The sequence below is a fragment of the Dactylosporangium sp. NPDC049140 genome (genome assembly GCF_040648435.1).
In genome coordinates this window covers 154153-178671 of sequence record NZ_JBEZDS010000011.1, presented here as the reverse complement: position 1 = coordinate 178671, position 24519 = coordinate 154153, and the positions used below count along the sequence as shown (strand labels likewise).

Sequence of the window (24519 nt, the reverse complement as noted above, 5' to 3'; positions counted from 1 at the left end):
TTTGCAGGATTGTTGCAGCCGTCGATGCCTCGGGCCCGCATCAGCCGTTGCGGTGGTGCTTCTTCACGAACGTGAAGCCGGGGGCCAGCGGCTCGTCCGGGAACTGCCCGTTGTCGATCGCCTGGCGGTGCAGGGCCAGAGCGCGCGGGGACGGCCGGGTGCCGGGCTGCAACTTTCGGATGAACCCGGCGACCCAGTGCTCGTGCCGGTTGGAGGGGTCGTGCTCGGCGGGCTCGTCGGGCCGCGCCGCGGGCTCGATCAGCGGCGCGTAGAACAGCATCGGTACCGCCTCGGCCCCGTCGCCGGGCGGGAACGACGGCCGCCCGCCGGCGTCGAGGCTGCCGGCGACGCGGGTGACGTACCCCTCGCGGATGAGCTGCTCGACGGCGTTGCGGAGCAGAAACGTCCCGCGGGCGCCCTTGCCGAGCCCGGCGCGCCTGACGAGATCGCCCTCCGGGAACACGGCACTGCCGTCGTCGAACACCCGGCCGTACTTGCGCACCGCGTCGAGCACCTTGCCCCGGTTCGAGTTCGCCGGGCGGAACTCGTGGGTGACGGTCAAGGGGTCGTACTCGTGGAAGTACGCGACGCCGTCGACCTTCAAGGGCTCATCCAGCGGTACCGTGCGCAGCACGATCTGCCGGCGCGCCGGCTGCCACGTGACGGCGACGAGCACGCCCACGTGGACGTCCTCGGGCCACGCGACCCCGACCCGGCCGTCCTCCTCGACCTCGGCGTCGAACACCTGGCGCGTCGGGGTCGTGCCGTGGGCGCGGTGGTCGAGCAGCACGGTCGCGGCGTCGGCGCACTCGGGCGGAACGGGGCAGGCGGCGCCGTCGAGGTCGGCGCGGCGCAGCGCGTACCTGGGGCTGGCCGTCTTCACGCTGCGAATTTACCTGGCCGGGGGGATCGACATGTCGGGCGCTTCGCGCCGCGACATGTCGGATTTATACCCCGTCCGGGGATTTATCGGTGCGGAGGCCGGCATGATCGCACCCCCGACCCGACGGCGGGGCTATTGACGGGCACCGTGGGGCGGAGGCGGCGGGCCCTCGTGGTGCGGAGACGGCGGCGGGCCCCCACGCGGAGGCGGCGGCGGTCCCCCATGGTGCGGAGGCGGCGGAGGCGGCGGTTCGGCACCCGGCGGCGGAGGCGGCGGCGGAGTGGTGATCAGCGGCTGCTCCGGCCAGACGAGCAGGACCGGACACGGCGCATGGTCCACGACGAATCGGGTGTGGCGCCCCAGGCTGCGCGGACCCACCCGGGTACGGTCGCCGTCCCGCGCGACCACCAGCAGATCGGCGCCGAGGTCGTTACAGGCGGCGACAACCTCGTGCTCGGTACGGCCGCGGCGGATCTCGATCTCGACCGGGCGGCCCAGGCGCTCGGCGGCCGCGGCGAGCAGATCCCGTTCGGCGGCCTCGGCGGCGGCCTCCATCGCCGGCCCCGGGTCGCGGTGCCCCCGCCCGAGCAGGCCGCTCCAGGCCCCGCTCACCTCGCCGGCCGCGGCCGGGTCGACGACGTGCAGCAGCGTGATGCGCGCGCCGGTAGGGGCGTGGCGCGCGGCGGCCGTGGCGGCGGCGGCCCAGGTGCCCTCGGCGAGCCAGACGAGCACGTTCATGCCCTGAGGTTCGCAGATGATCCAGTGAGCCCGCCACCGCTGGAGGAATTTACCGAATACCCCGACAGGGTATAAATCGGATATGTCGTGGCGCGAAGCGCCCGACATATCCGCTCAAACGCCCGCGATCCGCAAGCCCGCCCAGAGCGCCGCCACCGCCGCCACCAGCGCCGCCGGCACCGTCAGCAAGCCCAGGCGCAGGAACTGGGACGCCGACGGCGCCGCGTCCCGCGCGTGCAGGATCTGGCGCCAGAGGAGGGTCGCCAGCGAGCCCACGTACGTCAGGTTCGGGCCCACGTCCACCCCGATCAGCACGGCCAGGAGCAGGCCCGGGTTGTGCTGGACGGCCGGCAGCAGCACGAGGGTCGCCGGGAGGTTGTTCAGCACGTTCGCCAGCAGCGCGGCCAGCCCCGCCACGGCCAGCAGGCCCAGGAACGACGCGCCGCCCGGGGTCAGCGTGTCGACCAGCGCCCCCAGGCCGTGCTCGCGCACCGCCAGGACCACGACGCCCAGGCCGAAGACGAACGCGCAGAACGCCGGGTTCGCGGCCCGGATCGCGGCCGGCAGGGCGAGCTTGCGGGCGCGGACGAGCGGGACCGCCAAGGCCGCCGCGCCCGCCACCGCGGCGAAGGCGGGGTGCACGCCCAGCGGCTGGCCCGCGGCGAAGCCGGCCAGGGTCAGCGCCAGGACGACCAGGGCGTACCGCGGGGCCCCGACCGGCTCGGCGGCGGGCGGGTCCGAGGCCACCGCCAGGTCGGCGGCGAAGAAGCGGCGCAGGATGAGGTACTCGACGCCGACCACCGCGAGCCACGGCGCGGCCATGAGCCCGGCGAAGGTGGCGAAGCCCAGGCCGCTCGCGGCGAAGGCGAGCAGGTTCGTGAGGTTCGAGACGGGCAGGAGCAGCGACGCCGAGTTGGCCAGGTGGGTGCAGGCGTAGACGTGCGGCTCGGGGCGGGCCCGGATGCGCAGCGCGGCGGTGAAGACCACCGGGGTCAGCAGGACCACCGTCGCGTCGAGGCTGAGGGCCGCCGTGACCAGGGCGGCCGCGGCGAAGACGGCGCCGAGGAGGCGTTTCGGGCGGCCGCGGGAGTGGCGGGCGGCCCGGTCGCCGATGTACGCGAAGACGCCGTGCGCCTCCGCGAGGTACGACAGCAGCAGAACGGCGGCGAGGAAGCCCACGGTGGGGCCCAGCTCGCGCACCTCGCCCGCGGCGTCACCCCACGGGATGAGGCCGAACAGCACGGCCAGGGCCGCCGCCGGGACCGCCGCCACGGCCTCGGGCAGGCCGAACGGCCGCGCCACCGCGAAGGCGAGGACCGCGACCAGCAGCAGCACCGCGACGACCAGCACGGCGGCAGCTTACGTGCAAGATCGGGCCACCGCAGCGCGGGTCGCGACCGAACAGAAGGCGAGCGACACGAGCAGCCCGGGGTGGTCGGTCGCCTGCTGGAGGTCCAGCGGCGTGGTGGCGGTCAGCACGTGGTCGGCGGTGGCGATCACGTACTGTACCGAGCCGTCGTCGGCGCGGACGTACGCGTCGCCGGGCACGCAGCCCTGGGCGCGGTCCGGCAGGTTGAAGTCGCCGGCGGTCACGGTGGGCTCGTACCCGGCGCTGGTGTGCATCGCCGGGATCGCGCTGCCGAAGAGGTACCGGCACTGCGCGAACGCGACCGCGGGCACGGTGTTGGCCAGGTGCGTCGTGCACGCCTGGTACGCCCCGCGCGCGTGCACGCAGACCCAGGCGCGCTCCTCGGGGTCGTTGGTGTCCTGGTCCGGGTACAGCCCGCCGTCGACCACTGTCGCGCGGCGCGGGCCGGCGATGCGGGCGAGGAGCCCGATGCCGTACTCCTCCCCGTTCACGCACGCGAACGGCCCGCCGGTGCGCCGGTCCCCCGCCGGCTCGAACGCGCGCACGATCGTGTCGCCCGGGAACACCCACGCGAGCACCGCGCCCAGCGCCTCGACGTCCCCGGCGCAGATCTCGTTGAGCGTGACCACGTCGGGGCGGTGGGCGCGCATGACGGCCGCGGCGACGTCGATCGCCCGGCTCGTGTAGCACGACGCGAACCCGCTGTGGCACAGGTTGAGCTGCAGCACCCGCAGCGGCGGCCGGGACGCCTCCCCGGGCGCGGGCGCGGCGCCCAGCACGCCGGCCGCGACGCAGGCGAGCAGGGCCGCCACGCGTCGCAGAACGCGCCCCCTCATGCCGGGCAGCATATCGACCGGGTTACGGTCGCGTCATGCCCTCGCCCGCCGCCACGCTGCTGGTCTTCGGTCGCGGGGTCGTCGCGGCCGGCGGTGGGTGGGCGCTCACCGCCGACAGCCTCGCCCGCGTGGGCGCCGCCGCCGAGCACGTGGCCCGGGCCGGCGCGCCCGCACGGATCGTGTTCACGGGCGGCTGGGCCGGCGTGTCCGAGGGCGCGCCGGAGCCGCCCGCGGGCCGCCGCGAGGGCGACGACGGCAGCGGCCCCGCGGCGGCCGCGGTGCTGGACGCGGCCCGCGCGCTCGGCGCGACCGTGCTGCACCACCCGGCCAACCGCGGCAAGGGCGCCGCGCTCAAGACCGGCCTCGCGCACATCGCGGGGCGTGGCCGGGCCGCGGCGTGGTGTGCGCCGACGCCCCTGGGAGAGTCGGCCCGGGTGTACCGCCCGCTACTGGCCGGCCTGTTCGGCGCCGACGCTCGCGAACGCTAGATCCAGCACGTCGGCGAACCGGCCGGTTCCCCCGTCCGCGATCCACCCCGCGTACGCCACATCCAGGCACGACAGCGCGGCGAACACGAGGGCCTGCGCAGGCACGTCGCCGCCCGGACCGGGGCCGAGCCGCTCCCGCATGATCGGCGTCAGGATCCGCGACCACATCAGGTGCTTCTCCAGGTGCCGGGCACGCAGCGAGGCGGAGCCGTTCACCACCCGCATGACCCGCAGGGTGCGCTCCGCGTTGGTGTCGGACAGCTCCGCGATCGGCTGCAAGGCCGCGCGCATCGCCCGCCACGGCGACTCCCCGGCCGGCCGGGCGGCCAGGGTCGCGGCGACCAGGTGCCCGGCCGCGGTGGCGTCGCCGAGGACGGCGTCCTCCTTCGCCGGGAAGTACCGGTGGAAGCTGCGCCCCGAGATCCCCGCCGCGGCGGCCACGTCCTCCACGCTCGTCGCGTCGAAGCCGCGCTCGTCGAACAGCTCCAGGGCGCGCTCGGCGAGCGCCGCCCGCACCGCTTCCCGCGTCTGTTCCCGCAAACCCACGTGATCAGCGTAACCCGCCAAACTTGTCAGCCACTGACAGATTCGTCGTAGGCTGACAATCGTAGGCAGGAACACGAGAAAGGCACGAACATGCGACAGCGCACCCTAGGGCGGCAGGGGCTGACCGTCTCCGAGATCGGGTACGGCGCGATGGGCATCCACCTCGCCTACGGACCGGGCGACGAGCAGGAGGGCATCGCCACCATCCGGCGCGCCCACGAGCTCGGCGTGACGTTCTTCGACACCGCCGAGCTGTACGGGTGGGGCGAGAACGAGAAGACCGTCGGCCGCGCGGTCAGGGACTTCCGCGACGAGATCGTGATCGCGACCAAGTTCGGCTTCACCCGCGACTTCGGCTACGACAGCCGGCCGGAGCACATCCGCGAGGTGGTCGACAACAGCCTGCGGTACCTCGGCGTGGACCAGATCGACGTCCTGTACCAGCACCGGGTCGACCCGAACGTGCCGATCGAGGACGTGGCCGGGACGGTCAAGGAGTTCGTCGACGCGGGCAAGGTCAAGTACTTCGGGCTGAGCGAGGCCGGCGCGCAGACGATCCGCCGGGCGCACGCGGTGCTGCCGGTGTCGGTACTGCAGACCGAGTACTCCCTCTTCGAGCGCGACGCCGAGCAGCTGTTCCCGACGCTGGACGAGCTCGGCATCGGCTTCGTCGCCTACTCGCCGCTGGGCCGCGGGTTCCTCACCGGCAGCGCGAAGCCGGCGGACGAGTACGACGCGAGCGACATGCGCCGGACGGACCCGCGCTGGCAGCCGGGCAACTACGAGCGCAACCTGGCGGCGGTGCAGCGCCTCACCGAGCTGGCGGAGGGCAAGGGCGCGACGGTCTCCCAGCTGGCCCTGGCCTGGCTGCTGACCCGCGGCGAGCAGGTCGTGCCGATTCCGGGCACCCGCAGCCTGGCCCGGGTCGAGGAGAACACGACCGCCGCCGGCCTGGAGCTGAGCCCGGAGGACCTCGCCGCGATCGACGAGATCCTCCCGACGGGTGGCTTCGGCGCCCGGTACGCGGGCGGCCGCACCCCGACCTGGGTCTAGGGGCTAAATGTCAACGGCCCATGCGCACCCGGATCGCCGTGCCCGCGGGGCCGGTCGACAGCTCCACGAGGTCGCACATCTGGTGGGTCAGCAGCAGTCCCCGGCCGCGCTCGCCCGTCGGATACCGGCCTCAGACCGCCAGGCGGGAACGGGGCATCGACGGCTGCGGTCGCGCCAGCGGTCGAGCGCGGGCAGCAGGCGCCGGCCCGAGCGCGGCGGCGCTCTGGTTTACGCCAGCACGAGCGCGGCCTCGCGCAGCAGGCGCCGGGTCAGCACGATCCGGTCGGCGTCGTCGAGGCCGGGCAGGTCGCCCACGCGGTGCGGGCGGCCGTCCAGGGCGGTGCGAAGAGCGGCGGCGCAGGAGTCGGTGCAGGGACCACTCCCCCTCGGTGGTGGCCGCGTGCACCCAGCCGCGGGGCAGGTAGAGCGCGTCGCCGGGGGTCAGGACCGCGTCGATCGCCGGCCGGGCCCCGGCGGCCGCGGCCACCTCGTCCGCGACGCCGCCCCACGCCTGGCGCGGCACCGGCGCCTCGAGCACGGGTTCGTGCACGAGCCACCGCTTGCGGCCGCTGACCTGCAGCACGAACACGCCGTGGGTGTCGTAGTGCGGGTCGAAGCCGCGGCTCTGCGGCGGCGTGAGGTACGCGTTGATCTGCACCGGCGTGCCGAGCTCCTGGCGCAGGGTGGCCGCGAACGCCACGAGCGGCGGCGACATGCGGTGCAGGCCCTGCAGCACCAGGGTGGCCCCGTCGGCGAGCAGCGCGAGGACCTTCTCGTCGTGCACCTGGTCGCCGATCTCGGCGCCGGCGCCGCCCCCGCCGGTGTAGCGGGCGGCCGGGATGACGTGCCCGTCCTTGGCCATCCGCACGAACGGCGTGCGCAGCGCCCGGCCGCCGAGCAGCTCGTCGACGCCGTCGAGGGTCAGCAGGTCGAGGTAGTCGCTCAGGCCGGGCGAGAGCAGCGGGGCCCGGTCCCAGTACCGCTCGGCGAACTCCTGTCTCGCCACCGAGACGCACCGCGGCAGGCCCTGGCGGCTTTCGTCGATCGCCATCCGCGGCTCTCCTCCTGGGCTCATCCGGACGGGGTGACCTCGGGGGTACCCACGTCCGGACATCCCAACCGGATTCGCGCTCAGCCCTCGATCGACGCGGCCGCCCGGCGCAGGCGGCCCGCGGTGCGCGCGGCGCCGAGCGCGACCATGGTGTCGTCCAGCGGCGGCGAGACCGGCTTGCCGACCAGCGCGAGCCGGGCGGTCATGAACGAGCGGCGGCGGTTGAGGCCGGACTCGGCCACGACCCGGTCGAGGGTGGCGGTGATCTGGTCCTTGTCGAACGGGTCGAGCACCTCGAGGTTCTTCGCGAACGTCTCCAGGATCGCCCGGGCGTCGCCGGCCGGCAGCCCATGCTTGGCCAGGTCGGCGGCCTGGACGGCGACGGTGTCGGCGGCGAGCCAGTCCAGCTGCTCGGGCAGCTCGGCAAGCTTCTTGGTGCGCTCCCGCAGCGGTACCACGAGCGGGCGGATGTCCTCGGGGCCCAGGCCCTCGGGCAGGAACGGCGCGGCGACGCGCAGGTAGGCCTCGTCGTCGAGGGTGCGCAGGTAATGCCCGTTGAGCCAGTTCAGCTTGTCGATGTCGAAGACCGGGCCGACCGGGTTGACGCGGGCGAAGTCGAACGACTCGACCATCTCGTCGAACGTGAAGACCTCCTGCCCGTCGGGCATCGAGTAGCCCATGAGCGCCAGGAAGTTGAGGAGGGCCTCGGGCAGGTACCCCTCCTCCTGGAACCACTTCAGGCGCGCCGCGGGGTTCTTGCGCTTGCTGATCTTCGAGCGGTCGATGTTGCGCAGCAGCGGCATGTGCGCGTAGGTGGGCGGGGTCCAGCCGAGCCAGCCGTACAGCAGCAGGTGCTTGGCGGTCGAGCTGATCCACTCCTCGCCGCGGATCACGTGCGTGACGCCCATCGCGTTGTCGTCCACGACGACGGCGAGGTGGTACGTCGGGAAGCCGTCGGCCTTCAGGATGACCTGGTCGTCCGGGTCGGGCGGAGTGATCTTGCCGCGGATCAGGTCCGCGAACGAGATCTTGGCTTCGCGGGGCACGAGCATGCGGATGACCGGCACCTCGGTGAAGCCGGGCAGCTCGGCGCGCTCCTCGCGGGTCTTGCCGTAGCACATCCGGTCGTACCCGGTGGGGATCTTCAGCTGCTGCTGGCGCGTGCGCATCTGGGTGAGCCGCTCCGAGGAGCACCAGCACAGGTAGGCGTGCCCGTCGGCGAGCAGGCGCTCGGCGACCTCGCGGTAGACGGGCAGCCGCTCACTCTGCCGGTACTGCTTCGCGGGCCCGCCCACGTCCGGCCCCTCGTCCCAGGTGAGCCCGAGCCAGTGCAGGGTGTCGAAGACCTGCTCCTCGCTGCCCTCCACGTAACGCGTGCGGTCGGTGTCCTCGATGCGGAGGATGAACTCACCGCCGTGCTTGCGCGCGAACGCCAGGTTGAACAGGGCGACGTACGCGGTCCCGACGTGCGGGTCGCCGGTCGGCGACGGGGCGATGCGGGTGCGTACGGGGGCCTCGGAAGTGCTCACTTACCGAATTTAGCCTACGCACCGTTCTCGCCGGACTCCAGGAGGTCGTACTCGAACCAGATGCGGTGGGTGCCGTCGTCGTCGACCCCCAGGCCCCCGGTGCCGGTGATGCCGGCCAGCTCGCCGGTGCCGCTCGCGGCGACGATGGTGAAGTACTCCCCGGTGCGGTCGCTGCCACTCGTCGATGCGCTGTGCACGAAGTTGAACGCGCCGCGGCGGCCGCCGACCGAGCCCTCGAAGGACTCCATCGCCACGTACGTCCCGGCGCCGGACGCCTGGTCGAACGCGGCGGTGAACAGCGTGGCCGCGCGGCCCTCGATCTCGCCCGCGAACGCCTTCTCCATCCACGCGATCCCGACCGGCAGTGCCGTCTCGATCTCCGGCTCGGGCGTGACGGACGTGGGGACGAAGCTCTTCACGGTGAAGGTGCCATCGGCTCGCATGCCCGGAGCCTATCGCCGCGCCCTAGGATCGTCCGGGTGAGCGGACGTTCGTACATGCTGGCGGCCCGGATGCCGATGTCACGCGAGGCGTTCGAGACGTGGCTGGACGAGCCGGCCCCGGGCCCCGAGGCGATCGGCGGCGCCACCCCCGACGGCTGGGACCCGCCCGCCGCGCCGGCGACCGCACGGCAACGGCTGACCGCCCGCGCCGCCGACGGTTTCACGCTGGCCCGCCACCGCGAGGGGATGCTGGAGCTGTACCTGTACGACTACCACGAGGACTGGGACGCCACCCAGACCGAGCTGCTGCTGCTCGCCGCGGCCGGCCGGCGCGCCGAGGCCGAGTCGGCGATCCTGTTCTGGGGCGGCAGCCTGTACCCCGATCTCCCCCTCGGCGGCGACGAGCCCATCGCCGGCCTGCTCGCCGGGCCGGACGGGGCGCGCTTCACCGACCGGTACCGGCTCTCCGCCGTGCTGGACCACCTGCGCCCGGTCGAGGCCGCGTTCCTGGCCGCCGCGGGCACCGACGGCGAGGACGCGACGTGGAACCCGGCCGGCGTGCTCGACCCGGCCCTGGAGCCGTCCGGCTGACCGCGCGCACTCGACGGCGAACGCGAGCATCGGTCACGCCGGGGCGTTGCGGGCGGCCAGGGCATGGAACAGGCGCTTGGGCTCCCAGTGCCCGTCGTCGTAGGTGCGCACCACGGCGTACGAGGCCATGTCGAGGTCGCGCACGGGGTCCGCGCGGTGCGGCAGGGCGGGCACGCCGAACGTGAACACGAACGCGCCCGCGGCCCCCTCCGCGTCGAGGATCCGCAGCAGGTCCATGACCTCGGCCGCCTGCAGCTCCTCGTCGCGCACGAACGCCCCGGCGAGCCGGTCGCGGTCGTCGCGGTCGACGATGGCCCAGGCGAGCCCGCCCTTCAGCTCGGCGCCGCGGTACGTGCAGCAGCCCACCTCGGTCGCCACGACCGGCTTCCCGTGCGCCAGATGCCGCCGGAACCGCTCCCCGAAGTCGGTACGGTTCCGCCGCCCCCGATAGGTGTCGACGCACACGACGTCGAACGGCGCCCAGTCGACGCGCTCGATGGGCGCGGAGGCGTACGAGACCCGCCCGCCGAACACGTCGCGAACCTCGCGCGAAAGCCTGCCCAGGAACGCGTTCAGCGGCCGGTTGTGCGCCCCGAGGAGCCGCATGCGCAGCATCTGCTGAGGCCGGAGCCGCTCGAAGAGCGTGTCACCCTTGAGGATGCCGCGCATGAACAGCGTGAGCTCGCACCCCGCGAGGAACACGATCCGCCCGGGGTCGAGCTCCTGCGCGGCGGCCGCGAGGGCCCGGGCGTTGGCGAGCGTGCCGTCACCGTCGGCGTCGTGCAGCTGCGGCGAGAGCCAGACCTCGAGGCCGAGCTCGAGCGCCATCCCGGTGGTGGCCAGGAGCCGGTCGCGATCGGTCCCGGAGACCCGGACCGCGTCGCAGTGCAGCTCATCGCGAATGACCGCGAGGTCGCGCCGCGTCTCCCCGTCGTCGAACACAGGCCGCGAGTGGAACGGCCCGGTCACCGTCCCGACGTCGTAGTTGATACCCCGAATCCCCATACCGTCAACCCTAGTTGACAAGCGGGGGTGCTGTCAACGACGGTTGACACGGCCGCGAGGCGTGTGGGAGAGCGCCGTCTGCGCGATGATCTCGGCCAGGAGGCCCGGTTCGACGCCCTTCCACTCGTCCGGCAGCCGGGTCTCGACCGTGTCCAGGGCGTGCGCCTCCGGCGCGTCATCCTTGGAGGTGCCCCGGCCGGCGAAGTACCGGGCCAGCGCCCAGGCCACGAAATCGTCGGCGTAGATCAGCGGGTCGCGGAGCTGCGGCATGTCGTCGCGAACGACGGAGTTGCGCATCCAGAGCGCGAAAACGGCGAGGTCCTGCGGGTCGGACGAGTGCCGGGCGACCCACTGCACGAGATTCTCGGCGCCCTCGAGCCCAACCGGCAGCTCGGCGATCTCGACGCGGCGGCGGATCACGGAAAGTGCGGTGCGGACGTCCTCGTCCGGCACGTCGCCGACCGGATCGGGCAGCAACCAGTCGGCGCGGTGCGGCCGGCCGGAGTCCCACACGAGGTCCGGCAGCACCGCCGTCACGACCGTGTCGAGCCACGCGTCGCCCGGGTCCGGGTAGTGGATGTCCTCGGTCAGCGCCAGGCCGTACCGCAGCGTCCGCTCCAGCCGGCGATCGCCGAGCAGTCGGGCGTGGGCGACATCGACCGGGAGCTCGGGCTGTTCGAAGAGGGCGCACACCCCGTCGTCGCGGGCGCAGAGGACCGAGATCGTCGCCAGCCAGGCGCCGGCATCGAGCGCCGCCTTCCACAGCGTCACGGTGCTGTTCCAGGACGGGAAGGCGACGGCCGCGCCCGGCGGGTCGGCGAGCGTGGTGCGCAGCAGGACCAGGTTCGCCGAGTAGGCGGCCATCTCCCGGACGTGGTCGACCGCAACGGGCCGGTAGTCGGCGTAGCGTACGCCGGAGCCGCGCCGCCGGTACCGCGCGAACAGCAGGTCCAGCAGCTGCGGCGTCCAGGCGCGCTCCCGGGCCGGCAGGCCCGCGAACAGGTCCCGCACGAAGTGCAGGATCGGCTTGCGTACCGCGAGCGACTCGTGGCTGAGCAGGGCGAACAGCAGGGCGTCGTCGGGCTCCCGGCGGCCGTAGCTGCCGGCGAACGTCTGCTCCGCGGTCTCCGCGAGGAGGTTCACGACCCGCCGGGCCACGAGGTACTCGCCGAAGGTCGCGTGCAGGAACTCGTAGGCGCGCCGCTGCTCGTCCCGCGCCTGCGCCTCGGCCACGTGGACGAAGAAGAACTCGCCGAGCAGGCGCCGGCCCGGCAGCGTGTCGTTGGGGACCTCGCGCTCGGCCAGGCCCAGGCTCACCAGGTCGGCGGCCAGCTCCGCCCCCGTGACGTGCTGCCGCCCGCGGTTGAACATCGCCAGCGCGGCGACGGACAGGCGGTCGAGCTGTGCGCGGACGGCCGCCTCGAGCTCGTGTGGCGCCGGGGGCGCGGCCCGGTTGCCGATCTCGCGGCGGGCGAACACGTCCAGGAGGCGGCGGTACAGCTCGGTCCGGGAGACGCCGGCCTCGAGCTCCGGAGCCTGCGGATCGGCGGCGTAGAGCGCGAGCATGAGCAGCAACAGCGGCTGCCGGGCGAGCTCCGGACGGTCGAGCGCCGACGCGAGGCCGAGCGCCCGCACGCCGCCGGAGGCGACGCCCTCGGCGTTCGCGCGCGCCCACGCGTCGAGCCAGTAGCCGACCTGCTCGTCGTCGAAGTCCTCCAGTTTGATCACCACGGTGTCGGCCGGGATGTCGACGCGGTCGGCCACGACGGTCCGCGAGGTGACCACCACGGCGACCGGGGCGCCCAGGTTGGCCTCGGTCTCCTGGAAGGCGATGACGTCCTCCAGGTATCCGGTCCGGTCGTCCGGCGTGGCCTGCAGCAGCTCGTCCAGCCCGTCGAGCAGCACCACCAGCACGGAGCCCCGGCTCTGCTCGACCAGCGGCCGCCAGTGCACCGCGTCGTTCGTCGCCGCGGCCAGGGCCTCCTGGATCTGCGCGAGGACGCGGCCGTGGGCGTTGACCGACCGCAGCGGCACCCGCACGACCGTGTACGCGTTCGGCGGCAGCCGCGCGGCGAGGACCTTGGTGAGCAGCGACTTGCCCGCGCCCGGGTGCCCGAGCAGCAGCAGCGGCCGCCGGGTGGCCTCGGCGGACACGAAGTAGGAGGCGAGGCAGAGATCCAGCTCCGGCCGCGGCGGCAGGTGCGCCCACCACTGCTCGTCGGCCGGGCGCGACTGTCCGCGGACGAATCGGCAGATCCGGTACCGCGGATTGAGGTGGATGTCGCGGACCAGGGGGAAGCGCACACCCCCGGAGCCGGCGCCGGGCTGGGCCCGGAAGACGGGCTGGTCGAGCACGACCCGGTTGATCCGCCGCAGCCGGGCGACCAGGTCCGGCCACCCCTCGATCGCGGCGCTCATCAGGGTGAGGAGCCGCTCGAAGCGGGCGAACGCCTCGGTCTGGCCGGCGAACGCCTCGTCGGCCGCGGTCCGCAGGTCACGGACGGCCTGCCGGGTGGCGGCGTGTTCGTCGAGGCTGGCCCACACCTGGAACTCAGGAACGCGGGCGGCGAGCTCGAGGTAGCGCGACACGTACCGGGCGCCCGCCGCCGCGGCGATGTCCTTGTCGATCACGGCCGCGGCGGCCGGCCCGCCGGACAGTCCCGTGAGGAAGCTCCGCACCGCCTCGCCCAGCTCGCCGTACCAGGCCGCGACGGCCTGCCGGTTCTCCCAGAACCCGGTGGCGGCGCTCGGCGCGGGCACGGTCATGGCCAGGGTTCGCTCGAGAGTGGCCCCGCCGCCCGCGGCCCGGCCGCCGGACGCGAGGCTCTTCATCTCCGCGTCCAGCACGCGGAAGCCGCCCAGCCCGGCCTCGTCCAGGCGTTCGTGCAGGACCTCGAAGTACGATGCGGCCACGATCGTCGTGTGCGCCGCCGCGATCAGCTCGGCGCGCTCGTAGAGCGCGGTCGCGGCCAGGCGCCCCGCGAGCTTGTCGATGCCGCCCCGCAGCAGGGCCATGACCTCGTTCTTCTGGTCCACCGAGGCCCACAGGCCGCCGAGGACCGCCGCCCCGAACAGCGGCGCTCCCCAGGCCGCGCCGGCCACCCCGGCGGCGACGACCGCGCCGCCGAGCAGCACGTCCAGGCGCTTGAGCCAGGGCGGGTCGTCACGGCCGAGGATCTGCAGGGCTCCACGGAAGGTCATCGGCGGCTCTCGGCGCACGAGCCCAACCTAGCCAACGACGGGCATGGAACGGCTGGGTCGTTCGGGCATGTTTCAGGCGTTGTGGTGCATGGCGTGGGCCACGCTGCGGCGGCGGGTCCGCACCGCCACGTCGATCAGGGTCGCCAGGATGATGAGCGCGACGAAGGACTTCGCGGTCTCGTCCGCCGGGGTCGCGGCGAAGACCGGGCCGGCGCCGATGACCCACGTCAGGACCGCGCACAGCACCAGGTTGTAGGCGAGGTCGGCGGTCGCCAGCGGTGCGCGCCAGCGGCCCAGGAGCGCGAGCACGACCTGGATCGCGATGCCCGCGAGCATCAGGGTCAGGACGATCGGGCCGCGGTACCGCAGAAACGCCCCGTCATAGGCGAGCGCGTCGTACGCCGCCTGGGCCGCACGCCCGCCCGTCGCCAGGCGGAGTGCGGCCGGCGGGTCGAGCAGGATCAGGGTGCCGAGCGCGAAGAAGGCGACGCCGGCCAGGCGGGCCGGGCGGTTCACGCGGTCGGTCGGCAGCGGGCGCGGGCGCCACTGGGCGGGGCGGCGGCGGCGCAACCAGGCCGCGGCCGCGAAGCCCGCGAAGAGCAGGCCCAGCCAGGCGAAGACGACCGGCCAGGCGGCGTCGGACGCGGCGCGGAAGTCGCGCACGGGCTTGATGAGCTCGCCCAGGAACGCGCCGAGCTGGATGACGGCGGCGCCGCCCGCGGCGAGGGTCAGGAACCGGCGGGTGTCCACCGGGTCGATGAGGGCGACCGGCGTACCGTAGCGCGCCGCCACGTCCGCCGGGTGGCCGAAGCGCCGCAGCAGCTCCGTGACGTCGTCCGCGCCGGCGGCCTCCTCGGCCAGCAGGTCGCGCAGCTCGCGGGCGACGTCGTGGCGCTGCCGGCGCGGCAGGAGCACGACCACGTCCGCGACGTAGCGCTCGATCAGGTCTTCGGTGGTCATGGCGCCGCTCCAGTCTCCAGCAGTTGCCCCATCGCTTCGTTGAGCCCGCGCCAGGTCGAGGTGAGCCGCTCGTACAGCGTCAGGCCCTCGGCGCTGAGCCGGTAGTACCGCCGCGGTTTGCCCTCCGCGGTCTGCCACTCGCTGCTCAGCACGCCCTGCGCCTCGAGCCGGCGCAGCAGCGGGTAGAGCGTGCCCTCCTCGATCGGCAGGCCCTGGTCGAGCAGCGACTGCCGCAGCTCGTACCCGTAGCGCAGCGAGCGCAGCTGGGAGAGCACGGCGAGCACGAGGACGCCCCGGCGCAGCTCCTGCTCGAGCTTGTCGTGGACGTCCGGGTTTACCATGTGCCACACAGTACCATGCGCCGCACAGCAAAAACACAATTGTCGGGCCTGCGACGATGACGTTGTGGACGTACAACGACTCGGACCGGACGACTGGGAACTCTGGCGCGACGTCCGGCTCGCCGCCCTCGCCGACTCGCCGGAGGCGTTCTCCTCGACGCTCGAGCGCGAGCAGGCCTACGGCGAGTCGCGCTGGCGCGAGTGGCTGGAGCCGGCCAAGGGGCTGAAGGCCGTGGCCCGCGAGGAGCAGAGCGTCGCCGGGACCGCCGGCGTGTGGGTGCCCGAGGACCGCGACGGCGCCGGTGAGCTCTTCGGCATGTGGGTCCACCCGTCGTGGCGGGGGCGCGGGGTCGGGGACCGGCTCGTGGCCGAGGCGCTCGCGTGGGTACAGCAGCGGGACCTCAAGGCCCTTGACCTCTGGGTCGTCGGCGCGAACGCGGCCGCGGAGCGCCTCTACACGCGCCACGGCTTCCGGCGGACCGGGGAGTCGCAGCCCTACCCGCCCGATCCCTCGATCACCGAGTACGTCATGCGGCGAGAGCCGTAGCCAGCATCAGCCCCACGGCGGCGGCGCCCAGGCCGGCCACGACCGAGGCGAGCACGTTCATCGCCGCGTAGAAGCGGGCCCCGGTCCGGGCCAGCTTCAGCGTCTCGTAGCTGAACGTGGAGTACGTGGTCAGGGCGCCGCAGAAGCCGGTGCCGAGCAGCGCCGTGACGGCCGCGCTCGCGGGCAGGCCCAAGATCAGGCCCAGCAGCATCGACCCGAACACGTTGACGGTGAGCGTGCCCCACGGGAACGCGGAGTCGTGGCGGGACTGGACGAAGCGGTCGGTGAGGTACCGCATCGGCGCCCCGACCGCCGCCCCGAGCGCGATCAGCAGGACGGTCACCGCGCCCGCCGCACGACGGCCTCGGCCAGCGCGCTGCCGGCCCACACCGCCAGGATGGCGCCGACGAGGGTCGCCGCCAGATAGCCCAGCGCCGCCCAGGGCGAGCCGGCCGACGCGGTCTGATGGATGTCCACGGCATAGGTCGAGAAGGTGGTGTACCCCCCGAGCACTCCGACCCCGGCGAACGGGCGCAGCAGGCGGCGCTCGGTGGCCACCTCCGTGACGATGACCATCAGCACGCCGATCAGCAGGCAGCCGGTGACGTTGATGACCAGCGTCGACCACGGGAACCCGCCGCGGGCGTGCGGCCAGGCCTGCGCGACGCCGTAGCGGGCGAGGGCCCCGCACACGCCGCCGGCCGAGATGGCGCCCAGCACCGGCCACGGGCTCGGCCGCAGCTCGGCCCGCTGGGCCGGCACATGGAGATCGACATCGGGGTCCACGGTGTTCCTCCCTACCAGGGCGTGGCGCAGCTCCGCTGGCAGGGACCGTTGGCGTCGTCGCGGTTCATCCCGGGCGTCCCGGGATCGGCGGGCCCCACCGCCGTGGGCTCACTCTAGCGCAGGCCGGCCGAGCGCCGCCCGGGCGTTGAACCGCACGTTCTCGTCGTCGTCCCCCTCGGCCGCGGCGGCGAGGACCGCGCGGACCTCGGCGTCCCCGGCGTACGACTCCAGGGCCATGGCCGCGTGCTGCCGGACGAGCTCGTCCTCGTCGTCGCGCAGGGCCGCGGCGAGCGCCCGCCCGGCCGCGGCGGGGTCGGCGGGCGGCCACAGTCGCAGCACCGTCATCGCCTCGATGCGCGCCAGGTCGTACGCGTCCGGGTCGGCCACCAGCGCGACGAGAAACGGCACCACGCGTGGGTCGCCGAGGTACTCCTCCAGGTAGCTGCCCTCCGGCGCGGTCCGGAACGCCTCGAGCCGCTGTTGCACGTCGTCCATGGCGGCCATCATGCCGCCTGAGCGTCGCGATCACAGCCAGCGGTTCTCGCGCAGATACCAGAACCAAGCGGACACACTCGAAACGTCCCGGGACCGCTCCACAGTGGACGCGGGCGGGGCCTGCGGGGCCGGTCAGCGGCGCACGCGGGACGGGGACGGGCCGCACAGGGCCGCGCGGGTGCCGGTGGCCTCCAGGATGCGGGCGGGCAGGCCGGTCGGGTCGAGGACACGGAAGCCGCAGCCGCGCTCGGCGGCCAGGTCACGGGCGTCGAGCAGGGCGCGCAGGATCGCCGGGTGGATCAGGGTGGCCCGGCCGATGTCGACCTCGACGGCGTCGGGACCGCCCGCGATCGCGGCCTGCAGGGCGGCGGCCAGCTGGGGGCGGTTCAGGCGCTCCAGGCGCCCGCCGGCGACCACGAGCACGGTGCGTGACGCTTGGCGGTTGCGCACCGTGATCCAGCCGGTCCGATCGTCGTCCATGACCATCGTCGCCCCCGTCTCGTCGTTGCGCCGGGTGTGTTCCAGCCTCTCGGGGAACTCCGAAGGGGCACTACCGCGAGAAGCGAACGATCAATGTCACCACTTAGCTCGTGAGCGAATGTGCGTTTTCGAAACAACAGCGCGCTGAGCGGGTAACGTCGCGGGATCGGAGGTGGTCCGTGGCGCCCAACCATGATGAGCCCGGCCTGATGGAGATTCACACCCGCGACCGGGACGTGATCGCTGACGCATTGCACCATATCGTCACCCATCGGGCCCGGATCACGTTCGGTGACCCGGCCGACGTGGACCTGTCGATGCGCGCGCGGGAGCACGGCGAGCTCAGCGGGGTCCGGCTGCGGCTCGGCGGGGTCGGCTACGCGGCGGCGTCGGAGCCGGTCGGGTACCTGCTGGCGGCCGTCGTCGAGGGCGGCGAGATCGCTGTGCGAGTCCGCGGGCGGGACTTCACGCTGGGCCCGGACGACGGCATGCTGTTCCCGATGGGGCACCCGTTTCTCGGCGAATACGGCCGCTCGACGATGGGCGCGGTGGGCCTCCCGCTGGCCTACGTGGCCGGGCTGGCCGAGGCCGAGTCCGGGCCGCCCGCGGCCGACCTGCGGTTCGAGGGGGCGTTGCCGGTGTCGGAGGCGATGCGGCGGCACTGGGCGGCCACCGGCATGTTCCTGTCCCGCCAGCTGACCGCGCCCGGCGTCGACCTGCCGCCGCTGATCGCCGGGCAGCTGCGGCGCCTCGGCGCGCTGAGCCTGCTCAGCGTCTTCCCGAACACGACGATGACCGCCGCGCGCACCCCCGCCGACGGGCGCGTCGCCCCGGCGGTGGTCCGCCGCGCGGTCGAGTTCATGCAGACCAACCCGGACCGGCCGCTCACCGTCGCCGACATCGCCGCCGAGGCGGGGGTCGGGTCGCGGGGGCTGCAGGTCGCGTTGCGGCGGCGCCTCGGCCTCACGCCGATGGAGCACCTGCGCCGCGTCCGCCTCGGGCGCGTACACCGCGACCTGCGGGCGGCCTTCCCCGGCGGCGGCGTCACGGTGCGCGAGACCGCGCGCCGCCGGGGCTTCGCCAACCCGGGGCGCTTCGCCGCGGACTACCGGGCCGTCTACGGCCGGCCCCCCAGCCGGACCCTGCGAGTGTGAGCATGACGACGCTGTTCGAGACGACCGACGTCGAGGCCGCCCACCAGATGCTCGTGGCGACCTACGGCGCGATGCGCGTCACCGTCACCGGTGAGCGGCACCGCGCGCGGGTGGCGCGGCGCACGGTGGGGCCGATCGAGCTGCACCACAACACGTTCACGATGCGCTTCCACGTGGACGCCGACCCGAGCCACCGGGTCACGATGGGCCGCGTGCTCGGCGGCTCGTTCTCGTATCGCGGGGGCGCCGACCAGTCCGACAACGAGACCGGCGACATCTTCCTGATCGCGCACCCGGACTCGCCGTACCAGTCGATGAACGTGGACGTCGACCTGGAGTTCGCGGTCATCGACCCGGCGCTGCTGGCCCTGGTCGCCGACACCGACGCCGGCCGCGGCGCGGAGCCGTTCCGGTTCACCGGCACCCACCCGGTCTCGGCCCAGGCCATGCGGCTGTGGAGCACCACCTACGACTTCGTGCGCGACAACATCGCCGGCACCCCCGCCGCCCACAAGCCGCTGCTGGCCGGCAACGCCACCCGGCTGCTGCTGGCCACCGCGCTGGCCACGTTCCCGAGCAACGTGAGCCACGACCCGACGGTCGGGGACCGTCGCGACGCCCACCCGGCGACCCTGCGCCGCGCGGTCGCGTTCATCGACGACAACGCGCACCGCGACATCAGCCCGGCCGACGTGGCCGGGGCCTCGCACGTCACGATCCGCACGCTGCAGCTCGCGTTCCGCCGGCACCTGGACACGACCCCCGGCGCGTACCTGCGCCGCGCCCGCCTGGAGCGCGCCCACCGCGACCTGCTCGACGGGGACCCGGCGTCGACGACCGTCGGCGCGGTCGCGGCCCGTTGGGGCTTCGCCAGTCACAGCCGGTTCACCGCGCACTACCACGCCGTGTACGGCCAGCTCCCCTCGGACACGCTGCGCGACCTGTGACCGGGACCGTCACTCGTAGATCGCCAGCGTCCAGGTGCACTCGTCGGCGGTGACGACCATGAGGGTGCGCGGCCCCGCGCTGCCGCCCTGCTCGAACACCCCGCGCTCGGCGGTGCCGCTCTTCGACACGATGTCCCGGCCGCCGAGCTGGTCGTCGGCGATCGCGAAGTGCTGCGGCGTGGGACAGGCGAACCCCCACGCGAGGTTCCACGGGGTCTTCAGCGACGGGGTGTCGAGGTTGTCGTTGCCGTGGCCTTCCTTGTGCCACACCGGCGTCGGCGTGCCCGCGCCCGCGCCGGCGCCCTGGGTGACGAAGTCGAGCTGGAACTTGCAGCGGCCCTCGCTGACCACGTCGATCGGGTAGTGGTTGCGGCCCTCGGGCCCGGCGCCCCAGATGTGGATGAGCCCCTGGCCGGTCGGCGTGGTGCCCTCGACCGGGTTGCGGTCGTTCTGGTCGTGCCCGTCGAGGTACCCGTTGTCGCCGTTGGTGCCGACCTCGATGCGGAACACGACGTTGTTGAACACGTCGGCCGGCGACTTCTGGCAGTCCCAGTACTTGAACCGCACCCCGTTGCCGGCGTTGCCGGGCTCGTAGTCGGGCGAGTTGTCGCCGTACCCGAAGCGGCCCGAGACGTCGGGCTCGGTGACCGCCACCGTCTTGAGGATCTGCTCGCCGAGCCCGGACGCGGGCCCGGTGCTCGCCGCGACGGCCGTGGTGGTCGGCGGCGGCCCGGCCGGCACCGTCGTCGGCGGCGTGGCGGCCGGGGGCTCGGACGAGCCGCCGCATCCGCCCGCGAACAGGACTACCGCCAGGAACACCGCGACACTGGGTACACGCACGCCAAGATATTTGCATCAAGGCAAGCAGAAAACCTCGGCGGAACGGCTGCCGTGGTTCGTACGATGCGGCGGTGGTGATTCGCGAGAAGGCCGAGTCCGACGCCGCCGCGTGCCTGGAGCTGCTGCTCGAGGTACACCGGAAGGACCACTATCCGCTGCACATCACGGCCGGGCAGGTCCCCGAGTTCCTCGAGTCCGGGCACGAGGCGGCCGCGTGGGTCGCCGAGGAGGACGGCCGCATCGTCGGGCACGTGGCGCTGCACACCCCGCCGGCGGACCCGACGCTCGAGCTGGCCGGCGCGCGGACGGGCCTCCCGCTGGACGGCCTGGCCCTGCTGGCGCGCCTGTTCGTGGCCCCGTCGGCGCGCCGCACCGGCCTCGGCCGCACGCTGCTGCGCCACGCGGCGGCGCAGGCCCCGGCCCTGGGCCGCCGCGCGGTGCTGGATGTCGGGCAGACGCTGGCCTCGGCGGTCGCCCTCTACGAGGCCGAGGGCTGGTCCCGCGTCGGCGAGCTGCACCTGCCCCTCGACGAGGAGACGATGCTGGATCTTTGGGTGTACGTGAGCCCGCCGGCCGGCGCTCAGTAGCCGATCGCCGCCGCGGTGACTTCAACCCCTCGTCAGCCATTGAACACGCTCAGCCACAGTCCGGTCACACCGGTGAGGCGCCCGGTGTCCAGGGTGTAGTGCCGCTCGCGGCCGACGGCGGTGACCACGACCAGGCCGGCCGCCTCCAGCTCGCGCAGGTGGCGGGTCACGGTCGGCCAGGCGTGCGAGAAGCGCCCGGCGAGCTGCCCGGAGGTCATCGCACCGCCGCGGGCGTGCAGGACCTGCAGCACGTGCCGCCGCGTCGGGTGGGCGAGCGCATGGAACACCGCGTCGATGTCGGCCAGCTCGCGCTCGCCCCGGCTGAGGCCGCCAGCGCTCAGTGCGCGACCTCCAGCGGGTGTACCGCGAGATGGGTGCGCACCGGGGCCGCGCCGCCGGGCGCCCACATGGTGGCCATCCGCTCCCAGATCTCGCTGATGGCCGGGTGGGTGTGCGCCTGCTGGGCCGCGCTCTCGCTCGACCACTCGAAGATCTCGACGACCGGCACGCCACCGTCGTCACCGGCCGCCCCGGCGTAGTACTGCGGCGGGGTGGCGGTCACGAGCTCCAGCTCGCGCAGGATCGGCCAGTGCCGGCCGAGCAGGTCGCGGAAGTCGCCGAGGGCGTCGGAGCGCACCCGGTACGTGCTGATGACGGTGAGGTCCATCGCCGAAGCTTAGCAGAATTGCTAAGTAGTGCGGACCTCCGACAGGTCGGTGCTGCGGCGCAGGAAGAGCAGGCCGACACCGGTCGTGGCCAGCACCGACAGCAGCGCCACGCCGCCGTCACGGCCGAGCTCGCGCCACGGGATCGCGACGGCGCGCACGACCTCCGGGCGGCGGGTCTCCGTCCAGTGCTGCGGGTCGGTCGCGGGGTTGCCGCCCAGGCACACGTCCTCGGCCGCGCTGCAGCTCAGCACCGCGTCACCGCCGGCGCGCGCCTCGGTGCCGAACGAGCGCGCCAGGCTCAGCCCCACCACGAGCGCGAGGAGCACGGCCGGGATCGCGGGGAGCAGCGTCTGCCACAGGATCGCCCGGCCGAGGGTGCCGCGGGGCACGCCGGTGGCGACGAGCGAGGCGTACTCCCGGCGCCGCGAGACGATGCCCTCGGCGACGATCACGAGCAGCGCGGCCGCGGTCAGCGCGATGCCGGTGAGCACGGCCGCGTCCACGAGGTCCATGGTGCGCAGGTAGAACGGGTCGGGCGGGCCGAAGTCGTCGCCCGGGTACGCGAGCCGGAAGGCGGCGAGCTGCGCGTCCTGCTGCGCCGCGAACTGGGCCCGGATCCCGGCGGCGCCCGCGCCGAAGAGCACGCAGATCAGCAGGACCGCGAGGGTACGGCTGCCGCTCCACGGGTCGGCGACCAGGCGGGCGGATGCGAGTACCGTCGACGGACGCCGGGCCCAGCGGGCCATCAGCCGGCCGCTCCACCAGGTCAGCCACCCGGTGCCGAGCACGACCCCGAGCCCGGCCGAGCCGACGCCGGCGATCAGCAGCAGCGCGACGAGCCAGCCCGGCGGGTACGGGATGTGCAGGTGCCGGTGCAGCTTCGCCCACGACGCGACAAGCCCGAGCAGCAGCACGCCGGCCAGGATGAACCCGCCCGCCCAGGGCCGCGGCCCGCGCGTGCGGCGTACACGGCGCACGACCCCGAACGGGCTCACCGTCACCCGGCGCATGACCACCGCGGCGGCCAGCGCGGCGAGCACCGGGATCCCGGCGACGGCGACGACCACGAACCAGGCGGCCGGCCACACGTCGGTCGGCAGCGGCAGCCGCCCGTCGGGCCCGGGCCGGTGCAGCAGGCGGTGCCCGGCCGCGAACACGCCGAGCCCGGCGAGCGACCCGAGCAGCGCCGCGAACCCGGTCTCGGCACTGGAGATCGCGACGGTCTGCGCGGGCGTGGCGCCGGCCATCCGGAACGCGGCGAGGCGGCGGTCGCGCGCGGGCGCGCCGAGCCGCGTGCACTGCCCGGCGAGCGCGAACACCGGGATCGTCATGAGCAGCAGGGTCAGCGTGGTCCCGGGGCGCAGGCCGGGCTCGCGCAGCAGGGCGTTGCTGTACTGGTTCGCCCACTCGTCGGAGCCGGTGCCGCGGAACGAGAACCGGCCGATGGCCACGACGTTGGCCGCGGTGAGCACGGCGAGCGTGGCGAGGGCGGAGGTGAGCGCGGTGAGCACGACGCGCACGGTGTCGGTGCGCGACCCGGCCAGCCCGAGGCGCAGCAGCGTGCCCGGCCTCATCTTCCTGCCCACTGCGTTGATCGCGGCCGGTTCGCGTCCCGACTGCGTGCCGTTCCCCGGCCGTGCCGTCCCAGCCTCACCGTTCGCCGCGGCCGGTTCGCGGCCCGGCTCTGGGCCGGTCACCGGCCGTGCCGTCCGGTCGGCACCGCGATACCCAGGCCGCTCGCGTCGAGCTCACCGTCGCGCAGGACGATCTCGCGGTCGGCGTACCCGGCGACCCGCGCCTCGTGCGTGACCAGCACGACGGTGGTGTGCTGCTCGTGCGCGACCCGGACGAGCTGACCCAGCACCTGCTCACCGGTGAGCGTGTCGAGCGCCCCGTCGGCTCGTCGGCGAAGACCACCCGCGGCTCCGTGACGAGCGCCCGTGCCATCGCACACCGCTGCTGCTGCCCGCCGGACATCTCCCCCGGCCGGCTGTCGGCCACCTCGGCCACCCCGACCCGCTCGAGCCACCCGAGCGCCGCGGTCCGCGCCTCCCGTCGCCCGGCCCCGGCGAGCAGCAGCGGCAGGGCGACGTTCTGCGCCGCGGTCAGGTCGGCGACGAGCTGCCCGAACTGGAACAACACCCCGAACTCGGTGCGCCGCAGCCGCGAACGGGCCGCCTCGCTCATCGTGTCGATGCGGTGGCCGCGGTACGTCACCTCGCCCGAGTCGGGCCGCATGATCCCGGCGAGACAGTGCAGCAGCGTGGACTTCCCACAGCCGCTGGCCCCGGTCACGGCCAGGATCTCCCCCTCGGCGACCCCGAGCGTGACGCCGCGCAGGGCGGGCGTCGCCCCGTACGAGCGCACCACCGCCCGCGCCTGCAGGATGTCGGTCATGTGGGTACCCCCGGGTGCAGTTCGGCGACCCGGGCCAGCGTGGTGCGCAGCCAGACCAGGTCCGCATCGAGATGAGCGATGGCGTAGTCGGCCGCGATGACGTCCCCGAAGCCGGCGCCGGGATCGGTCTTCACGGCCGTGAGCTCGCGCAGGCGATCGGCGTGGGCCTTGCGCTGCGCGGCGAGGTAGGCGACGGCCCGCTGCGTGTCGGGCCACATGAGCGCGACCATCACCTTCGTGAGCAGCGCGGCCCCGACGTGCGGCGCGGGCGGCTCGACGGTGGCGACCCAGCGCTCCAGTTCGTCCCGGCCGGCGTCGGTGATGACGAACGCGGTCCGATCGGGCCCACCGGCACGGTCCTGCCCGGCCTGGGTGACGAGCCCGTCGCGCTCGAGCCGCCCGAGCGTGGCGTACACCTGCCCGAAGCCGAGCGGCTTGGCCTTGGGCAGCGTGCGGTCATAGGCGTGCTTGAGGTCGTACCCGTGCCGCGCCCCACCACCGAGCAGCCCCAGCAACACGTAAGACGCGGACACGCCCTAACTATTCATTGAATGAATAGTGGTGTCAACACGCCCTGGAGCCGG

Annotated in this window: 28 protein-coding genes and 1 pseudogene; 7 read left to right on the top strand and 22 right to left on the bottom strand. The window is 73.9% G+C overall.

The annotated features are described in order from the left end of the window. Positions 1-40 precede the first annotated feature (40 nt). The 4 genes from AB0B76_RS20525 to AB0B76_RS20510 form a co-directional block, all read right to left on the bottom strand. Complete coding sequence (locus tag AB0B76_RS20525) at positions 41-883, bottom strand: hypothetical protein (RefSeq protein WP_360377247.1); 843 nt, start codon at positions 881-883, stop codon at positions 41-43. 132 nt (positions 884-1015) lie between these two features. After that, positions 1016-1621, bottom strand: a complete 606-nt coding sequence (locus tag AB0B76_RS20520) for a universal stress protein (protein WP_360377244.1) — start codon at positions 1619-1621, stop codon at positions 1016-1018. 114 nt (positions 1622-1735) lie between these two features. Then, a complete protein-coding gene (locus AB0B76_RS20515) occupies positions 1736-2968 on the bottom strand; it encodes an SLC13 family permease (protein WP_360377436.1) in 1233 nt (410 codons plus the stop codon). Positions 2969-2980: 12 nt separating this feature from the next. Beyond that, positions 2981-3826, bottom strand: coding sequence for an endonuclease/exonuclease/phosphatase family protein (locus AB0B76_RS20510; RefSeq protein WP_360377241.1), 846 nt, complete (start codon positions 3824-3826; stop codon positions 2981-2983). Between the two features lie 35 nt (positions 3827-3861). Between AB0B76_RS20510 and AB0B76_RS20505 the strand changes: the two genes are divergently transcribed. After that, on the top strand, positions 3862-4314 hold the full coding sequence (locus AB0B76_RS20505) for a hypothetical protein (RefSeq protein ID WP_360377238.1): 453 nt from the start codon (positions 3862-3864) through the stop codon (positions 4312-4314). On the opposite strand, the gene AB0B76_RS20500 is transcribed toward AB0B76_RS20505, so the two are convergent. Beyond that, a complete protein-coding gene (locus tag AB0B76_RS20500) occupies positions 4273-4860 on the bottom strand; it encodes a TetR family transcriptional regulator (protein WP_360377235.1) in 588 nt (195 codons plus the stop codon). The two genes, AB0B76_RS20505 and AB0B76_RS20500, sit on opposite strands and share 42 nt — an antisense overlap. Positions 4861-4950: 90 nt before the next feature. On the opposite strand from AB0B76_RS20500, the gene AB0B76_RS20495 reads away from it, so the two are divergent. Continuing rightward, positions 4951-5913, top strand: coding sequence for an aldo/keto reductase (locus tag AB0B76_RS20495; protein WP_360377232.1), 963 nt, complete (start codon positions 4951-4953; stop codon positions 5911-5913). Positions 5914-6043: 130 nt separating this feature from the next. On the opposite strand, the gene AB0B76_RS20490 is transcribed toward AB0B76_RS20495, so the two are convergent. From AB0B76_RS20490 to AB0B76_RS20480, 3 genes are all read right to left on the bottom strand, one after another. Next, positions 6044-6964 carry a cupin domain-containing protein gene (locus AB0B76_RS20490; RefSeq protein ID WP_360377229.1) on the bottom strand — a complete coding sequence of 307 codons (921 nt, stop codon included), beginning with the start codon at positions 6962-6964 and terminating at the stop codon, positions 6044-6046. A gap of 80 nt (positions 6965-7044) precedes the next feature. Next, entirely contained in the window at positions 7045-8493 is a 1449-nt protein-coding gene (gene gltX / locus AB0B76_RS20485; RefSeq protein ID WP_360377226.1) for a glutamate--tRNA ligase, read from the bottom strand. Between the two features lie 14 nt (positions 8494-8507). Beyond that, on the bottom strand, positions 8508-8936 hold the full coding sequence (locus AB0B76_RS20480; RefSeq protein ID WP_360377223.1) for a DUF3224 domain-containing protein: 429 nt from the start codon (positions 8934-8936) through the stop codon (positions 8508-8510). A gap of 36 nt (positions 8937-8972) precedes the next feature. Between AB0B76_RS20480 and AB0B76_RS20475 the strand changes: the two genes are divergently transcribed. Then, complete coding sequence (locus AB0B76_RS20475; RefSeq protein ID WP_360377220.1) at positions 8973-9527, top strand: hypothetical protein; 555 nt, start codon at positions 8973-8975, stop codon at positions 9525-9527. A gap of 33 nt (positions 9528-9560) precedes the next feature. Here the strand turns inward: AB0B76_RS20475 and AB0B76_RS20470 are convergent, their stop codons facing one another. The 4 genes from AB0B76_RS20470 to AB0B76_RS20455 form a co-directional block, all read right to left on the bottom strand. Further along, positions 9561-10532: a hypothetical protein gene (locus AB0B76_RS20470; protein ID WP_360377217.1), complete on the bottom strand. Its 972-nt coding sequence runs from the start codon at positions 10530-10532 to the stop codon at positions 9561-9563. A 33-nt stretch (positions 10533-10565) separates the two neighbouring features. Further along, on the bottom strand, positions 10566-13733 hold the full coding sequence (locus tag AB0B76_RS20465; RefSeq protein WP_360377214.1) for an AAA family ATPase: 3168 nt from the start codon (positions 13731-13733) through the stop codon (positions 10566-10568). 72 nt (positions 13734-13805) lie between these two features. Continuing rightward, entirely contained in the window at positions 13806-14693 is an 888-nt protein-coding gene (locus AB0B76_RS20460; protein ID WP_360377211.1) for a hypothetical protein, read from the bottom strand. Next, positions 14690-15034 (bottom strand): helix-turn-helix transcriptional regulator, encoded by a 345-nt coding sequence (locus tag AB0B76_RS20455; RefSeq protein ID WP_360377208.1) that lies wholly within the window; start codon positions 15032-15034, stop codon positions 14690-14692. Before AB0B76_RS20455 ends, AB0B76_RS20460 begins: the two co-directional genes overlap by 4 nt. Positions 15035-15098: 64 nt before the next feature. Between AB0B76_RS20455 and AB0B76_RS20450 the strand changes: the two genes are divergently transcribed. Then, complete coding sequence (locus tag AB0B76_RS20450; protein ID WP_360377205.1) at positions 15099-15581, top strand: GNAT family N-acetyltransferase; 483 nt, start codon at positions 15099-15101, stop codon at positions 15579-15581. On the opposite strand, the gene crcB is transcribed toward AB0B76_RS20450, so the two are convergent. The 4 genes from crcB to AB0B76_RS20430 form a co-directional block, all read right to left on the bottom strand. After that, positions 15562-15924 (bottom strand): fluoride efflux transporter CrcB, encoded by a 363-nt coding sequence (crcB, locus tag AB0B76_RS20445; protein ID WP_360377202.1) that lies wholly within the window; start codon positions 15922-15924, stop codon positions 15562-15564. The genes AB0B76_RS20450 and crcB overlap by 20 nt on opposite strands. After that, positions 15921-16367 (bottom strand): CrcB family protein, encoded by a 447-nt coding sequence (locus AB0B76_RS20440; RefSeq protein WP_360377199.1) that lies wholly within the window; start codon positions 16365-16367, stop codon positions 15921-15923. Before AB0B76_RS20440 ends, crcB begins: the two co-directional genes overlap by 4 nt. A 108-nt stretch (positions 16368-16475) precedes the next feature. Next, positions 16476-16862 carry a HEAT repeat domain-containing protein gene (locus AB0B76_RS20435; protein WP_360377196.1) on the bottom strand — a complete coding sequence of 129 codons (387 nt, stop codon included), beginning with the start codon at positions 16860-16862 and terminating at the stop codon, positions 16476-16478. 132 nt (positions 16863-16994) lie between these two features. Further along, complete coding sequence (locus AB0B76_RS20430) at positions 16995-17342, bottom strand: STAS domain-containing protein (protein ID WP_360377194.1); 348 nt, start codon at positions 17340-17342, stop codon at positions 16995-16997. 209 nt (positions 17343-17551) lie between these two features. On the opposite strand from AB0B76_RS20430, the gene AB0B76_RS20425 reads away from it, so the two are divergent. Both AB0B76_RS20425 and AB0B76_RS20420 read left to right on the top strand, forming a co-directional pair. Next, positions 17552-18496: a helix-turn-helix transcriptional regulator gene (locus AB0B76_RS20425; protein WP_360377192.1), complete on the top strand. Its 945-nt coding sequence runs from the start codon at positions 17552-17554 to the stop codon at positions 18494-18496. Positions 18497-18498: 2 nt separating this feature from the next. After that, positions 18499-19443, top strand: a complete 945-nt coding sequence (locus AB0B76_RS20420; RefSeq protein WP_360377433.1) for a helix-turn-helix transcriptional regulator — start codon at positions 18499-18501, stop codon at positions 19441-19443. A gap of 9 nt (positions 19444-19452) precedes the next feature. On the opposite strand, the gene AB0B76_RS20415 is transcribed toward AB0B76_RS20420, so the two are convergent. Next, the gene (locus AB0B76_RS20415) at positions 19453-20283 is read right to left on the bottom strand and encodes a hypothetical protein (RefSeq protein ID WP_360377189.1); all 831 of its coding nucleotides are present in this window, start codon (positions 20281-20283) and stop codon (positions 19453-19455) included. A 71-nt stretch (positions 20284-20354) separates the two neighbouring features. Between AB0B76_RS20415 and AB0B76_RS20410 the strand changes: the two genes are divergently transcribed. Continuing rightward, positions 20355-20870: a GNAT family N-acetyltransferase gene (locus AB0B76_RS20410; protein WP_360377186.1), complete on the top strand. Its 516-nt coding sequence runs from the start codon at positions 20355-20357 to the stop codon at positions 20868-20870. Between the two features lie 32 nt (positions 20871-20902). Here AB0B76_RS20410 and AB0B76_RS20405 read toward each other — a convergent pair whose 3' ends face one another. The 5 genes and pseudogenes from AB0B76_RS20405 to AB0B76_RS20385 form a co-directional block, all read right to left on the bottom strand. Continuing rightward, positions 20903-21157, bottom strand: a complete 255-nt coding sequence (locus AB0B76_RS20405; RefSeq protein WP_360377183.1) for a metalloregulator ArsR/SmtB family transcription factor — start codon at positions 21155-21157, stop codon at positions 20903-20905. Positions 21158-21207: 50 nt separating this feature from the next. Further along, on the bottom strand, positions 21208-21537 hold the full coding sequence (locus AB0B76_RS20400; RefSeq protein ID WP_360377180.1) for a hypothetical protein: 330 nt from the start codon (positions 21535-21537) through the stop codon (positions 21208-21210). 21 nt (positions 21538-21558) lie between these two features. After that, positions 21559-23112 carry an FtsX-like permease family protein gene (locus AB0B76_RS20395; protein ID WP_360377177.1) on the bottom strand — a complete coding sequence of 518 codons (1554 nt, stop codon included), beginning with the start codon at positions 23110-23112 and terminating at the stop codon, positions 21559-21561. A gap of 119 nt (positions 23113-23231) precedes the next feature. Continuing rightward, a pseudogene (locus tag AB0B76_RS20390) lies at positions 23232-23935 on the bottom strand (ABC transporter ATP-binding protein). After that, a complete protein-coding gene (locus tag AB0B76_RS20385; protein ID WP_360377174.1) occupies positions 23932-24468 on the bottom strand; it encodes a helix-turn-helix transcriptional regulator in 537 nt (178 codons plus the stop codon). The pseudogene AB0B76_RS20390 and the gene AB0B76_RS20385 overlap by 4 nt, the downstream one beginning before the upstream one ends. Between the last annotated feature and the right edge of the window lie 51 nt (positions 24469-24519).

Bases quoted from the DNA above. Each gene is read 5' to 3' on its own strand.
- AB0B76_RS20520 (WP_360377244.1), bottom strand. From the start codon at position 1,621: ATGAACGTGCTCGTCTGGCTCGCCGAGGGCACCTGGGCCGCCGCCGCC.
- AB0B76_RS20510 (WP_360377241.1), bottom strand. From the start codon at position 3,826: ATGAGGGGGCGCGTTCTGCGACGCGTGGCGGCCCTGCTCGCCTGCGTC.
- AB0B76_RS20505 (WP_360377238.1), top strand. From the start codon at position 3,862: ATGCCCTCGCCCGCCGCCACGCTGCTGGTCTTCGGTCGCGGGGTCGTC.
- AB0B76_RS20495 (WP_360377232.1), top strand. From the start codon at position 4,951: ATGCGACAGCGCACCCTAGGGCGGCAGGGGCTGACCGTCTCCGAGATC.
- AB0B76_RS20490 (WP_360377229.1), bottom strand. From the start codon at position 6,964: ATGGCGATCGACGAAAGCCGCCAGGGCCTGCCGCGGTGCGTCTCGGTG.
- AB0B76_RS20480 (WP_360377223.1), bottom strand. From the start codon at position 8,936: ATGCGAGCCGATGGCACCTTCACCGTGAAGAGCTTCGTCCCCACGTCC.
- AB0B76_RS20470 (WP_360377217.1), bottom strand. From the start codon at position 10,532: ATGGGGATTCGGGGTATCAACTACGACGTCGGGACGGTGACCGGGCCG.
- AB0B76_RS20465 (WP_360377214.1), bottom strand. From the start codon at position 13,733: ATGACCTTCCGTGGAGCCCTGCAGATCCTCGGCCGTGACGACCCGCCC.
- AB0B76_RS20460 (WP_360377211.1), bottom strand. From the start codon at position 14,693: ATGACCACCGAAGACCTGATCGAGCGCTACGTCGCGGACGTGGTCGTG.
- AB0B76_RS20455 (WP_360377208.1), bottom strand. From the start codon at position 15,034: ATGGTAAACCCGGACGTCCACGACAAGCTCGAGCAGGAGCTGCGCCGG.
- AB0B76_RS20435 (WP_360377196.1), bottom strand. From the start codon at position 16,862: ATGGACGACGTGCAACAGCGGCTCGAGGCGTTCCGGACCGCGCCGGAG.
- AB0B76_RS20430 (WP_360377194.1), bottom strand. From the start codon at position 17,342: ATGGACGACGATCGGACCGGCTGGATCACGGTGCGCAACCGCCAAGCG.
- AB0B76_RS20425 (WP_360377192.1), top strand. From the start codon at position 17,552: ATGGAGATTCACACCCGCGACCGGGACGTGATCGCTGACGCATTGCAC.
- AB0B76_RS20420 (WP_360377433.1), top strand. From the start codon at position 18,499: ATGACGACGCTGTTCGAGACGACCGACGTCGAGGCCGCCCACCAGATG.
- AB0B76_RS20400 (WP_360377180.1), bottom strand. From the start codon at position 21,537: ATGGACCTCACCGTCATCAGCACGTACCGGGTGCGCTCCGACGCCCTC.
- AB0B76_RS20395 (WP_360377177.1), bottom strand. From the start codon at position 23,112: ATGAGGCCGGGCACGCTGCTGCGCCTCGGGCTGGCCGGGTCGCGCACC.